This is a genomic window from Streptomyces sp. NPDC093260 (genome assembly GCF_040683715.1).
Taxonomy (GTDB): Bacteria; Actinomycetota; Actinomycetes; order Streptomycetales; family Streptomycetaceae; genus Streptomyces; species Streptomyces sennicomposti.
This window is the reverse complement of record NZ_JBFBEK010000004.1, coordinates 131,609-144,012: the sequence shown is the minus strand read 5'-3', so window position 1 is coordinate 144,012 and position 12,404 is coordinate 131,609. Positions and strand designations below refer to the sequence as shown.

13 protein-coding genes are annotated in these 12,404 nt (G+C 73.2%); 6 read left to right on the top strand and 7 right to left on the bottom strand.

The annotated features are described in order from the left end of the window. Positions 1-124 precede the first annotated feature (124 nt). Positions 125-778: a hypothetical protein gene (locus AB0N63_RS06760; protein WP_365525099.1), complete on the top strand. Its 654-nt coding sequence runs from the start codon at positions 125-127 to the stop codon at positions 776-778. Positions 779-808: 30 nt separating this feature from the next. Here AB0N63_RS06760 and AB0N63_RS06755 read toward each other — a convergent pair whose 3' ends face one another. Continuing rightward, the gene (locus tag AB0N63_RS06755; protein WP_365525097.1) at positions 809-1,225 is read right to left on the bottom strand and encodes a DUF1992 domain-containing protein; all 417 of its coding nucleotides are present in this window, start codon (positions 1,223-1,225) and stop codon (positions 809-811) included. A 151-nt stretch (positions 1,226-1,376) separates the two neighbouring features. Here AB0N63_RS06755 and AB0N63_RS06750 point away from each other — a divergent pair, with 151 nt between their 5' ends. Continuing rightward, positions 1,377-1,772 (top strand): hypothetical protein, encoded by a 396-nt coding sequence (locus AB0N63_RS06750; RefSeq protein ID WP_365525095.1) that lies wholly within the window; start codon positions 1,377-1,379, stop codon positions 1,770-1,772. Positions 1,773-1,881: 109 nt separating this feature from the next. Here the strand turns inward: AB0N63_RS06750 and AB0N63_RS06745 are convergent, their stop codons facing one another. Then, on the bottom strand, positions 1,882-2,553 hold the full coding sequence (locus AB0N63_RS06745; RefSeq protein WP_365525092.1) for an O-methyltransferase: 672 nt from the start codon (positions 2,551-2,553) through the stop codon (positions 1,882-1,884). Positions 2,554-2,719: 166 nt separating this feature from the next. Continuing rightward, on the bottom strand, positions 2,720-4,087 hold the full coding sequence (gene proP / locus AB0N63_RS06740; protein ID WP_365525090.1) for a glycine betaine/L-proline transporter ProP: 1,368 nt from the start codon (positions 4,085-4,087) through the stop codon (positions 2,720-2,722). A gap of 472 nt (positions 4,088-4,559) precedes the next feature. On the opposite strand from proP, the gene AB0N63_RS06735 reads away from it, so the two are divergent. Next, entirely contained in the window at positions 4,560-6,626 is a 2,067-nt protein-coding gene (locus AB0N63_RS06735) for a bifunctional glycosyltransferase 87/phosphatase PAP2 family protein (protein ID WP_365525087.1), read from the top strand. Positions 6,627-6,636: 10 nt separating this feature from the next. On the opposite strand, the gene AB0N63_RS06730 is transcribed toward AB0N63_RS06735, so the two are convergent. Then, positions 6,637-8,271: a hypothetical protein gene (locus AB0N63_RS06730; protein WP_365525652.1), complete on the bottom strand. Its 1,635-nt coding sequence runs from the start codon at positions 8,269-8,271 to the stop codon at positions 6,637-6,639. 224 nt (positions 8,272-8,495) lie between these two features. Next, entirely contained in the window at positions 8,496-8,927 is a 432-nt protein-coding gene (locus AB0N63_RS06725) for an ATP-binding protein (protein WP_365525084.1), read from the bottom strand. A 91-nt stretch (positions 8,928-9,018) separates the two neighbouring features. Between AB0N63_RS06725 and AB0N63_RS06720 the strand changes: the two genes are divergently transcribed. From AB0N63_RS06720 to AB0N63_RS06710, 3 genes are all read left to right on the top strand, one after another. Beyond that, on the top strand, positions 9,019-9,867 hold the full coding sequence (locus AB0N63_RS06720) for a helix-turn-helix transcriptional regulator (RefSeq protein WP_365525082.1): 849 nt from the start codon (positions 9,019-9,021) through the stop codon (positions 9,865-9,867). Then, positions 9,827-10,174 carry a DUF397 domain-containing protein gene (locus AB0N63_RS06715; RefSeq protein ID WP_365525079.1) on the top strand — a complete coding sequence of 116 codons (348 nt, stop codon included), beginning with the start codon at positions 9,827-9,829 and terminating at the stop codon, positions 10,172-10,174. Before AB0N63_RS06720 ends, AB0N63_RS06715 begins: the two co-directional genes overlap by 41 nt. Positions 10,175-10,238: 64 nt before the next feature. Next, positions 10,239-10,805: an isochorismatase family protein gene (locus tag AB0N63_RS06710; RefSeq protein ID WP_365525076.1), complete on the top strand. Its 567-nt coding sequence runs from the start codon at positions 10,239-10,241 to the stop codon at positions 10,803-10,805. 66 nt (positions 10,806-10,871) lie between these two features. Here AB0N63_RS06710 and AB0N63_RS06705 read toward each other — a convergent pair whose 3' ends face one another. Beyond that, positions 10,872-11,585: a YoaK family protein gene (locus tag AB0N63_RS06705; RefSeq protein ID WP_365525073.1), complete on the bottom strand. Its 714-nt coding sequence runs from the start codon at positions 11,583-11,585 to the stop codon at positions 10,872-10,874. Between the two features lie 246 nt (positions 11,586-11,831). After that, positions 11,832-12,251: a transglycosylase SLT domain-containing protein gene (locus AB0N63_RS06700; protein ID WP_365525070.1), complete on the bottom strand. Its 420-nt coding sequence runs from the start codon at positions 12,249-12,251 to the stop codon at positions 11,832-11,834. Between the last annotated feature and the right edge of the window lie 153 nt (positions 12,252-12,404).

Genomic DNA, 12,404 nt, shown 5'->3' with positions numbered 1-12,404 from the left:
GTCGGCGGCGGGACGGCCCGGCCCGCAACCGAATAAGCGGCCGGGGGAGCCCGTTTGTCGGCCGTTTCGCGGGCAACCCGATGGAAGAACCGGCCGGTTGGGCCGACACATCCGGAAGGCAGCCATGTCCACAGGCCTGATCATTGCTCTGATCGTGATCGTCGCGGTCGTCGCCGTGGTGGCGGCCGTCCTCGCCGCACGGGCCCGCAACCGGCCCGGCGGGCAGAACCTGAAGCGGCGTTTCGGTCCCGAGTACGACCGGACCGTGGCCCGGCACGACGGCGACACCAAGGCCGCCGAACGCGAACTCGCCGCCCGGGTGGAACGCCACGGCGACCTGCGCGTGCGGCCGCTGGAGCCGGCCGAGCGGGAGCGGTTCGAGGCGCGCTGGGCGGCCGTGCAGGAGCACTTCGTCGACTCGCCGCGCGAGGCGGTGACCGAGGCGGACGCGCTGGTGGCCGACGTGGCCGGGGCGCTCGGCTTCCCGGACGGCGGGCAGTACGAGGAGCAGCTGGCCGCGCTGTCCGTGCACCACGGGCACCACGTCCACGGCTACCGGCGTATCCACCACGCCGCGCTGACCACCGGCCAGGACGGGACCGGTGGCGACACGGAGGAGCTGCGTGCCGCCCTGCTGGAGGCCCGTGAGCTGTTCGACGAGCTGCTGGGCGCCGGGCACGGCGACAAGAACCGGCAGCGCGCCGCGGTCGGCTCCGCCCCCACGCGCGCCGACGCCGCCGCCCACGCGGACGACGGCCGCACCCGCACCGACCACTGACCCGGCAGCTGTACACAGCGGGACGCAGCGCTACTCCGCCGCCGTCCGGCCCTCCCGCCGAGCACGCCACTCGCGGACGACCTCCTCGACGTCGTACCGCTTGAGGCCGAGCGGGGGGCCGGGCGGCGGTTTGAGCATCATGTCGAGGATCTTGGTGTTGATCTCCGCGATGATCCGGCGCACGACCGGTTCCGAGGGGGCCGCGTAGGCCGCCGCGAGGGCGTCCTCGGCCTCCTTGCGCAGGGCGAGGGTCGGCGGCAGCAGGGCGGACAGGCCCTCGCGGGCCATCTTCCGCTTGACCCACCACAGTTCGTCGTACGTCGTGTCGTCCGGCAGTGGCTTGCCCGCCCCCGGCAACCGGTCGAAGTCGCCCCGTCCCTGTGCGTCGCGGATCTCCTTCTCGACCCAGGACTCGAACGGAACACCGGGTGGCTTTCGCTCGGTCATGAGTCCATTGTGCCGGACAGGCCGTGGCCGGGCGATTTATCATGCCGCGCGGTGCGCCAATCAGGCGCGCCGCAGGCGGCGTTGACGCGGCCGGACGGCCGGGCACGCGGCGGCGGCGGTCCGGGCGCGCCCCGACACACGAGGAGCGCACGTGCTCGAACTCACGATGGCCTCCGTCTCCGGGACGGAGGCGGACGCGACGGCCGGCATGCTGATGGCCGACGCGCCCAGCGAGGCGGGCGCCGTGCTGCGGGTGGGCCGGGACCGGTCCGTGTGCCGGCTGGCGACGCCCGAGGACTGGCTGTTCGTCTCCCGGGTCCACCTGGAGTTCCGGTGCGGGCCGGACGGGACGTGGCAGGTGACCTGGCTGCGCGGCTCCCAGCCGGACCCGTCCTCCGAGGTCCGGCTGGTGCTGGCCGGCGAGCCCGGCCGGGCGCTGCCCTACGGCGGCGCGGCGCCCCTGCCGAGGGGCGGCGCGGGCGAGATCGTCGTCCAGGACCGCACCAGCCCGCGCAGTGTGAACGTGGGCTTCTACCACGAGGTCTAGGGCCTCTCGTTCGGATCGTGCCGGGCTCGCGGGCCCCGGCGCCTTATCCGGCCCGATCCGAACGGAAGACGCTGGGCCCGTCGGAAGGTCCAGGGGCCCGGCGGTCGGCTCAGTCCAGTACGCGGGCCAGCGCGAAGCCGTCGTAGCCCTTGCTGTCCACGGTCTGGAGGGCGGTGCCGTCCAGCCGGGGGTGCTCGGCGATCAGCTCCAGGGCGGCCCGGGTGCCGCGGACGCCGGGGTCGGTGCTGGTCGCGTCGGTGACCTCGCCGCCGCGTACGACGTTGTCCAGGACGATCAGGCTGCCGGTGCGGGTCAGGCGCAGCGCCCACTCGACGTAGTGCGGGTTGTTGACCTTGTCGGCGTCGATGAAGACGAGGTCGAAGGGCGGCGGGTTCTCGTCGGCGAGCTTCGGCAGCGTCTCCAGCGCGGGGCCGACCAGGACCTGGACGATCCGGTCGAGTCCGGCGTGCGCGAGGTTGCGGCGGGCGACGTCGGCGTGGTGCGCGTCGTACTCCAGGGTGATCAGGCGGCCGTCCTCGGGCAGCGCGCGGGCCAGCCAGATGGTGCTGTAGCCGCCGAGCGTGCCGATCTCCAGGATGCTGCGGGCGCCCTGGAGGCGGGCGAGGAGCTGGAGGAGCTTGCCCTGGGCGGCGGTGACGCTGATGGGGGGCAGGCCCTCCGCGTCGCTGTCGCGCCGGGCGGCCCGAAGGGCCTCGTCCTCCGGGGACAGCAGGGCGGAGAAGTAGGCGTCGACGTCGTTCCAGAGCCGCGGGTCGCTCATGCATCAAGCCTTTCGGATAGCTAGTTAGAGGCGCTAACTAGTTGCGCTAACGAATACTAGCCCGACACGCGAGCACGGGGAGTGGATTCCCGCCACCGTCCCCCCGCACGACAGAGCGCCCCGACCGTCACCAGGACGGCCGGGGCGCGCATGCGCTCAGCGGGTACTACCGCTCCACGGAGGGCGCCGAGCCCGGCAGCGGGCGGCCCGCCGACTCGCTCATGAACCACACCGCCGCGCCGCCGACCAGGGAGGCGGCCATCATGTAGTAGGCGGGCATCATCATGTTGCCGGTCGCGCCGATCAGCGCCGTGACCACCAGCGGGGTGGTGCCGCCGAACAGCGAGACGGAGACGTTGAAGCCGATCGACAGGGAGCCGTAGCGCACCCGGGTCGGGAACAGGGCCGGCAGCGCGGCCGGCATCGCCGCCGTGAAGCAGACCAGCAGCAGGCCCAGCGCGGCCATGCCGAGGCCCACCGCCGCCAGGCTGCCCTGGCGGATCAGCAGCAGCGCCGGGATGGACAGGAACAGGAAGCCCGCGCAGCCGGCCGCGATCACCGGACGGCGGCCCACCCGGTCGGTCAGCGCGCCCGCGAACGGCTGGACGATCATCATCAGGGCCATCACGCCGAGGACGACCAGCAGCCCGTGCGTCTCGTCGTACTTCAGCTGGCTGGTCAGATAGCTCGGCATGTAGGAGAGCAGCATGTAGTCGGTGACGTTGAAGACCAGCACCAGGCCGACGCAGAGCAGCAGCGCCTTCCACTGGCCCGCGACCATCTCGCGCAGCGGCACCTTGGTGCGCCCGGCCTCCGCCTTCTCCACCTCGGCCGCGAACGCCGGGGTCTCCTCGAGGCGCATCCGCAGGTACAGGCCGATGATGCCCATCGGGCCGGCGACCAGGAACGGGATGCGCCAGCCCCAGGACGTCAGGTCGTCCGAGGACAGCAGCGCCGTCATCAACGTCACCAGGCCCGCGCCGCCGATGTAGCCGGCGAGCGTGCCGAACTCCAGCCAGCTGCCGAGGAAGCCGCGCCGCTTGTCGGGCGCGTACTCGGCGATGAAGGTGGACGCGCCCGCGTACTCGCCGCCGGTGGAGAAGCCCTGCACCAGCCGCGCGGCCAGCAGCAGGATGGGCGCGCCGACGCCGATGGTGCCGTACGACGGGATCAGGCCGATCGCGAAGGTGCCCGCGGCCATCATGATCATCGTGACGGCCAGGACCTTCTGCCGGCCGACCCGGTCGCCGAGCGGGCCGAAGACCAGGCCGCCCAGCGGGCGCACCAGGAAGGCCGCGGCGAAGGCCCCGAAGGTCGACAGGAGCTGCGCCGTCGGGTTGCCGGAGGGGAAGAAGACCTTGCCCAGGGTCACCGCGATGTAGCTGTAGACGCCGAAGTCGAACCACTCCATCGCGTTGCCCAGCGCGGCGGCCTTCACGGCGCGCTTGACGAGCGCCGGGTCGGTGACGGTGGGGGCGGGGCGGTTCTTGGTGAGGGACACGGACCGGGGTGCGGTGACGGTGGCAACCGACAAGGCTTCGCTCGCCTGCCTTTCGACGGGGAGAGGGACAACGGCCCACGCGGCGACGCCGTCGGCGGACCAGAACGGCCCGCACGGGGCAGGCCGAAAATCGACCATACGACCGGTTGGCCCCGTAACGTACCGTACGCAGGTCGGTGCGTAGCGCACCTAAATGCGGGATACGCAGGCACATCTGCCCGGAACCGGCCGTTCCTCACCGGTCCCGGTTGTGATCCTTGTCGCCCCCCGCGGCGGGAACCGGACAGCCGACGGTCTATGGTCGTCCGGACAAAAGGTGACTTGCCGCCCGGCCGGACCCGGGCCCCGCCTCCCCCGGGAGCGCGGTGGCGTGCCGTCCGGCCGCAGACCGGGCAGACGAGACAGGTGGAGCCGGGGGTTCCCGCGTCTTCCCGGGGGACGGCGAGCTTCACAAGGGCGGAACAGTCCCGCGCGCGGGACGTACTGGGCGGGAGGCCGACGGGGCGTGGCGGACGCGGAGCGCAGCTCGGGACCGACGGGAGCGTTCGGAGGGGCGGCGGCCACCGCCTCGCCGAGACCCGGCCTGCACGCGGCCCGCCTGGGCCTGTGGCTGATCGCCGGCGTCCTCGCGACACGGCAGGTCGCCGCCGTCCTCACCACCCCGCGCGCCGACCGGCTCACCGCCCTGGAGACCTGGGTCGGCCCGGGCGGCGTCCTGCCCGTCAAGGGCTCGCTGTACGACTCCACCCGGTTCACCGGGACCCCGTTCAGCGGCCTGGTCCTCAAACCGCTCACCAAGGCCGCCGAGGACGCCCTCGGCTGGGGCTGGATCTTCGGCACCCTGCTGCTGGTGGCCGCCCTCGGCCTGATCGCGGCCCGCGCCCTGCCCCAGCCGGTCGGCAGACGCACCTCCCTGCTCGCCGCTCCCGTCGCGATCAGCCTGCTGATGCTGTCGCTGCCCGTACGCAACGCGTTCTGGCTCGGCCAGACCAGCATCCTGCCGGTCCTGCTCGTCCTGCTCGGCTGCTTCGTCGTCCGCGGACAGCGCACCGGCGGCGCGCTCGTCGGCCTCGCCGCCGCCCTCCAGCCCACGATGCTGCTGTTCGCGCCGCTGCTGTGGTGCACCCGGCGCAGACGCGCCGCCGCCTCCACGGCCGTGACGTCCGCCGCCTGCACCGCGCTCGCCTGGGCCGCCCTCCCGCACGACTCCCACACCTACTGGGTGCACCACATGGCGGGCGTCGGCCTCGGCGGCCGCGCCGACGCCCTCGGCAACCAGTCCCTGCACGGCGCGCTGCTGCGGGCCGGCCTGACCGGCCCGCTGGAGATCGGCCTCTACCTCGCGCTCGGCGCGGCTGTCGCGGCCCTCGCCCTGCGCCGGGCCGTGCTCCACGCCCGCGACGGACAGCTCCTGCTCGCCGTCGCGATCACCGGCTGCGCGGCGATCGCCGTCTCGCCCACCGCCTGGCAGCACCAGCTCCTGTGGGTGCTGGTCGCGGTCGTCGGCCGGGTCGGCCGCCGCGCCGCCGACCGCCTGCTGTGGCCGGTCGCCGTGGTCGCCGTGATGACCCTCCCGGCGAAGATGCTGCTGCCCGACGCACCGGTCCTGAACCCGCTGCGCGACAACGTCGTCCTGCTGGCCGCGCTCGCCGCCGCCACCTGCGTGCCCTTCCTGTCCCGCACCGACGAGCACTACCGGCGCCCGATCCCGACCCGGTACGCCGACCCGGCCCCGGCCCGCTGGAAGGCCGTCCCCCTGGTCCCGGCCCTGCGCAGGGCCCTCACCCGCCCCTCCCTCCTGCTCGAACTCCTCCTCATCCGCGTCACCTACGCCGCCTACTCCCAGGTCCGCCTGGTCGCGCGCGGCGACCGCGCCACCGCCGAACGGCACGGCCACCAGATCCACTCCGTCGAGCGCGCCCTGCACCTCGACATCGAGCACTGGACCAACCACGCGGTGGTGGGCGCCCCCTGGCTGAACCACTTCCTGAGCTTCTACTACGAGACGTTCCACTTCATCGTCCCGCTGGCCGTCCTCGGCGTCCTCTACGTCCGCCGCCCGGTCGACTACCGCTGGGCGCGCACCGCCCTCGGCTTCGCCACCCTCATCGGCCTGCTCGGCTTCTGGCTCTACCCGCTGGCCCCGCCCCGCCTGATGCCCGGCCTCGGCTTCATCGACACCGTGCACGGCGTCCAGGACCTCGCCCGCCCCGACTACGGCGCGATGACCGCGGTCACCAACCAGTACGCCGCGATGCCCTCGCTGCACTTCGGGTGGGCCCTGTTCTGCGGCGTCGTCATCGCCGTCGTCGCCCCCAGGCCGTGGCTGAAGGCACTCGGCATGCTGCACCCGCTGTTCACGGTCACCGCGATCATCGGCACCGCCAACCACTGGGTACTGGACGCGGTGGGCGGGGCGACGGTGGTGGGGCTGGGCTTCGCGCTCACGTACCTGCTCCAGGGGCCCCGGGCGGTGGGGGCGCCGCGGCCGGTGGCGGAACCGGTGCCGGAGGTGGCGGCGCGCGGCGAGGACGGGGACGCTCAGCGGCTCGTCCGGCCCCCGGGCCGGTAGCCGGGGACGCTCAGCAACTCGTCCGGCTGCCGGGCCGGTAGGAGCTGGTGATGCGGTAGTCGCCGGCTTCGGGTGCGGTCAGGCGGGGCCAGGTTCCGGTGCGGGACAGGCAGCCCGCGCTGGTGCGCAGCCAGGGGGAGGGGGCGACGCGGACGGTGACCGTGCCGGGGCGGGTGGTGCGTACGACGAGGTGGGCGGCGTCCGCGCGGACCACGGTCGCGCCCGCGCCCGACACCAGCGGGACGGCGCCCTCCACCCGGTAGACCCGCCAGTGCGCGTCCCGCCACACGGGGCTCAGCCACCCGGGCTCGGCGCGGACGAGCGCCGCCTCGTCCCGTGCGGCCCAGTCCGGCTCGCCGTCGGGCAGGACGACGTAACCGACGGCCCAGCGGTCGAGCCAGGCACGGTAGGCGGTGGGGGAGAAGGAGCCGTCGTAGAAGAGGGGGCCGCGGGCCACGTCGAACTGGCGGTTCCAGCCGCGCGCGAGGAGCAGGTCCGGGCCGAGGACGGTCGTCTCGCGGTGATCGACGGCGGGCACCACCTCGACGCGGGCGCGGTCGGCCCCGAGCCGGGCGAGCGCGGCACGCACCCCGTCCGCGTCGGCCGCCCACGCCGGGACGGGCGTGGACATCCGCAGCACATGGCCGGCGTGCTGCGCCACCCACGTCACGGACAGCGCGAGGGCCAGCCCGAGGGCGACCGTCCGCGCGGCCCGCGCCGCTCGGCGCCGCGCGGCCCGCCCCGCCTGCCGTACGGTCCGCGTCTCCCGCCCGGCTCGGGCTTCCCGCCGCGCCGTCCACGCCCCGCGCTCCAGCAGCGCGGCGAGCAGCACCGGCGGGGCGAACAGCTCGGCGAGGCGTACGACGTTGGAGCCGACCGGTGAGGAGACCAGCGCGGTGAGGACGACGCCGGCCGCGTAGACGGCCGCCGCGCCGCGCAGCGCCCGCCACTGGCGCGGGGCGAGCAGCGCGAGGAGCACCCCGAAGAGCACCGGCCGCCACACGTCGCCGCCCGACATCGGCATGGTGCCGCTGAACGGGAACAGCAGCGTGGTGAGGGCGACGACCAGGGCGGGCGGCGCGCACAGCACGGCCGCCTTCCCGACCCGCAGGCCGAGCAGCCACCCGGCGCCCGCCACCGCGAGGAACAGCCCGGCCACCGGACTCGCCAGGGTCGCCAGCGTGGCGAACACCCCGGCGACGAAGAGTCCTTGACCGGCTCCCGCGAGGACGAGACACGCCACCAGGCCGAACGCCACGCCCACCGCGAAGGTGGACCGCCCCGAGGCCACATCGCACCACAGCGTCAGCACGGCGAGCAGCGCGGGCGGCAGCGGCCTGCGCACCCCGCACCGCACGAACAGGTCCGCGGCGAGCCACGAGGAGACGACCCCGGCGGCGGCGGTCACCGCCCGCACCCCGCCGAAGGCCATCAACTGTGGTGCCAACAGGCTGTAGTTGCCGACATGCACCCCGCCGTACCAGGAGAGGCTGTACGGCGCCCCGGGATACGCCCCGACGAAGTCGGCCCATGCCACCTGTGCGGCGAGATCCCCGCCCCCGGTCGCCAGCCACACCCCCCACCCGACGTACAACGGCACGGCGAGGGCGGTGGCGAGGAGGGCGACCCGGTACCGCCGCACCACGCCCCGTGCTCGTGCCGGGGCGGGGGTGTGCGGAGGCGCGGCGTCCGACTCGGCGGACACAGCTGAGGGTTGCACTGGAAGGTTCCCGTTCGCCGACTGACCGGACCTACGAGACTAAGGGCGGGTGGACCCCGGCGGCCCCGCGAGGGGAGGGGGTGTGAGTGCTCCTCCTGGTTCGGGCTCCTCGTCGACGGCCACCAACTCGTAGACCGCCGGAGTCCGGTTCATGACGCCTTGCCGTGCTCCACACACTCGAACCACACCGTCTTGCCGTCCCCGCCGTGCGACTGCACGCCCCACTTGTCCACCACCGCGTCGAGCAGCAGCAGGCCCCGGCCGCCCTCCGCGTCCGGCGACAGGTCCCGCGGCGTCGCGGGCAGTCGCGGCGACGAGTCCGTCACCTCCACCCGGACCCCCGCCGCCCGGCTCAGCAGCAGCACCGTGCACCGGCGGTCCGGGACGTGCCGCACGACGTTCGCCACCAGCTCGGTCACGGCCAGTTCCACCGTGTCCGTCAGCTCCGCCATGTCCCACTCGGCCAGGTACGAGCGCACGATACGACGGATGTGCCGCGCCGAGTGCTCGCTCACGGTGAGGCTCATGCGGTACTGCGCGGGCCGGGGTCCCGCGAGGACGGAGGGAAAGTATTCGTTCACAGGACAAGCCTGACCTGCTGTCACTACGGTGGGCTATTGCCTGAACACAACCGGTCCGCAGGTGGGCCGTCGCGTGAAAAGGGGACCGTGCGTGACCAATATCAACGTCCTCGACCCGGGGGCCTCACCACTCGACTACTACGGCTTCGAACTGCGCCGCCTGCGCGAAGCCGCCGGTCTCACCCAACGGCAACTGGGTGACATCGTCAACTACACCGCCTCGCTGGTGGGACAGATCGAGACAGCGCGAAAGCTGCCGACGCCGGAGTTCAGCCAGCGGGTGGACGCCGCCCTGAACACGGGCGGTGTGCTCTCCCGGCTCGTCATCCTCGTGATGCGCAGTCAGTTGCCTGCCTGGTTCCAGCAGGTGGCGGAGCTGGAGGTGCGGGCCGTTGAGATCTGCACCTTCCAGACACACATGATCCATGGGCTGGCGCAGACACCCGAGTACGTCCGCGCCGTCCTGGGCGCGCTCGACGAAACCGACCTGGACGACCGCACCGCCGTGCGGCTGGCCCGGCAGCGCATCTTCGAGAAAGACGAGCCGCCGATCTTGTGGATGATCATCAGCGAGGCTTCGCTGCACCAGGAGATCGGCGGCCGACAGGTTATGAGGGAGCAACTGGCCTACCTGCTGTCGTTCGAGAACAACCCTCGGATCAACGTCCAGGTGTTGCCGTTCTCGTCCGGAGCGCATGCCGGACTCACGGGCTCATTCAACCTCTACCGCTTCCGCAGCGACCCGACCATTGTCTACACCGAGGGCTACGGCAGCGGGCATCCGACCGCCAACCCGGACACCGTCAAGGACTGTTCGCTCCGTTACGATCACCTCCAAGCCGCCGCCCTGCCCCTCAAGGAATCGGCGGACTTGATCCGGCGCGTAATGGAGGAACGCTATGGAGAACAAGGCGGAGCCGACGGCGATCCAGTGGCGTAAGTCCAGCTACAGCGGCGACCAGGGCGGTTCCTGCGTCGAGTGCGCCCCGCTCGGGTCGCTGGCATGGCGCAAGTCCTCGTACAGCAGTGACCAGGGCGGCGAATGCGTCGAGTGCGCCCCGCTCGGGTCGCTGGCATGGCGCAAGTCCTCGTACAGCAGCGACCAGGGCGGCGACTGCCTGGAGGTCGCCGCAGCGCCCTGCGCCACCGTCGCCCTGCGGGACTCGAAGGTGCCCTCCGGACCGGTCCTCAACGTCCGGCCCGGCGCCTTCAGCACCTTCGTGAGCTGGGCGTCTTCCGTCTGCTGAGGCCGTTGTCAGTGGTGCGGTCTAGGGTGCAGCCGGACGGTATCGGCACGCGCTTGGGGGAACCATGACCACACTTCAAAACCGGCCCCGTACGGCCCTCCTCGTCATCGACGTCCAGCAGGACGTGGTCGAGAAGGCGTACGACCGGGACACGGTCGTCGCGAACATCGCGGCGCTGGTGGAGCGGGCCCGGCGGGAGGGGACCCCCGTCGTCTGGGTCCAGCACGCCGACGAGGACATGCCGAAGGGCAGCGACGGCTGGCGGATCGTCTCCGAGCTGTCGCCGCGCGAGGGCGAACCGCTGGTCCACAAGAACTACGGCGACTCCTTCGAGGACACCACCCTGGAGACCGTGCTGTCGGGGCTCGGGGTCGGCCGGCTCGTCGTGACCGGCGCGTCCACCGACGTGTGCGTCCGCTCCACCCTGCACGGCGCGCTCGTGCGGGGCTACGACACGCTGCTGGTCTCCGACGCGCACACCACCACGGACACCTCGGCCTGGGGCTCCCCGCCCCCGGAGCAGGTCATGGCCCACACCAACCTGTACTGGAGTCACCAGCGGGCCCCGGGCCGCACGGCCGGGACCGTCGCGGCCAAGGATGTGGACTTCGGCGGCGGCGCGGACCGGTGAGGCACGGGCCGGTGGGGCCGCTTCGGGCCTGAGACCGCTCCCGGCCCGAGGCCGCTCACGGACCGGTCACTCCCGGCCCGACGTCACCGCCGCCAGGACCCCGGCGGCCACCGCCGAGATGAGCAGTGGGGTGCCGAGGTCGCGGTGGAGGACCAGCCACGCGCCGAGCGCCGCCCCGGCGAGCATCGCGACGACCGCCGCGACACGGCGCGGGGAGCGGTGCCCGGGGCCGCCCGCCGCGCGGGAGTCGGAGGCGAGGCCGGTGAGGGTCATCGTCAGGACGGTGGTGGTCAGACCGGCGACGCCGAGTTTGCGGACCGTGGCGTTGCGCAGGCCCATCGCGAAGGCGGTGAGGGCGATCAGCGCGTACGCCGTCGCGGCGGCGCCCGGCGCGGCGTAGGCGACGACCGCCGACGCGCCGACCAGGACCGCCTCGGCGGCCAGCGTCACCCGCGCCCAGGCGCGCCGCGACACACCGCCGTAGCGGGCGGCGACGCGGCCGCCGGCCAGCGCGCCGACCAGGAAGCAGGCCAGCGAGGTGGCGGTGTGCGGGATGGAGAAGCCGGGCGCGCCCACGGCGGCGAAGCCGAGGACGACCACGTTGCCGGTCATGTTGGCGGTGAAGACATGGCCGAGGCCGAGATAGCTGACCGCGTCGATCATCCCGCTGACCACGGTCAGCCCGAGGAGCACCGCCACCAGGCGCAGACCGCGGGACTCGGGGTCGACCGCCCGGCCGTCGTCGGGCCGTGCGTCGTCCGGCTGCGCGTCCGCTGTCATGGCACCTCCGCTGTCCTGGGCACCAGGGAAGCAGAACCGCGCCCGGCCGGCGGCCGGACACGACGGGTGACCGGGCGACGGGCGGACGCGGAGGAGGGGCCTGAGGCCGGGCTCCGTGGGCGGACGCGGCGAAGGCGGCGGCCCGGGGATCGTGGGCCGCCGCCTCCACGAGTGCCGTGAGGTGGCTCGAACCGGGGTCGCCGGCGCCGTGCTCCTGAAGCGGATGGCTCGGTGACTGAGGGGGGCTCAGTACCAGCCGTTGGCCTGCCAGAAGTTCCAGGCCTTGGCGGGGCTCCCGTAGCGGGAGTTCATGTAGTCCAGACCCCACTTGATCTGGGTCTTGGGGTTGCTCTTCCAGTCGGCGCCGGCCGAGGACATCTTCGAGGCCGGCAGCGCCTGGACCAGGCCGTAGGCGCCCGAGGAGGCGTTGGTGGCGTGGATGTTCCAGCCGCTCTCGTGCTCGACGATGTGGCTGAAGGCGTTGAACTGCGCGGCGTCCGGGATCATCTGGCGCGCGATCGTCTTCGCGTCGGCGGCCGAACCCGTGGAGGTGGCCGCGTGGGCGGGGGCCGAGGAGAGCGCCATGCCGACGGTGGCGGCGGCCACGGCGGCGGTGGAGAGGGCCTTCTTCGGGGTGGCGATGCGGCGGATGAAGGAGACGGACACGGAATACCTCTTGCGTCGGGGACGGGGAATCGCGAACAGCCGGAGCCCGCGTCAGCGGGGGAGGGACTGCCTGGCGCCGCGACCCCTGAGGACCGTCGGCTCCTTGCGACGTGCTCCAGAGAAGCAGCCGGGAAAACCGGACGCAAACACCCC

Bases quoted from the DNA above. Each gene is read 5' to 3' on its own strand.
- AB0N63_RS06760 (WP_365525099.1), top strand. From the start codon at position 125: ATGTCCACAGGCCTGATCATTGCTCTGATCGTGATCGTCGCGGTCGTC.
- AB0N63_RS06755 (WP_365525097.1), bottom strand. From the start codon at position 1,225: ATGACCGAGCGAAAGCCACCCGGTGTTCCGTTCGAGTCCTGGGTCGAG.
- AB0N63_RS06745 (WP_365525092.1), bottom strand. From the start codon at position 2,553: ATGAGCGACCCGCGGCTCTGGAACGACGTCGACGCCTACTTCTCCGCC.
- AB0N63_RS06715 (WP_365525079.1), top strand. From the start codon at position 9,827: ATGGAGAACAAGGCGGAGCCGACGGCGATCCAGTGGCGTAAGTCCAGC.
- AB0N63_RS06710 (WP_365525076.1), top strand. From the start codon at position 10,239: ATGACCACACTTCAAAACCGGCCCCGTACGGCCCTCCTCGTCATCGAC.
- AB0N63_RS06705 (WP_365525073.1), bottom strand. From the start codon at position 11,585: ATGACAGCGGACGCGCAGCCGGACGACGCACGGCCCGACGACGGCCGG.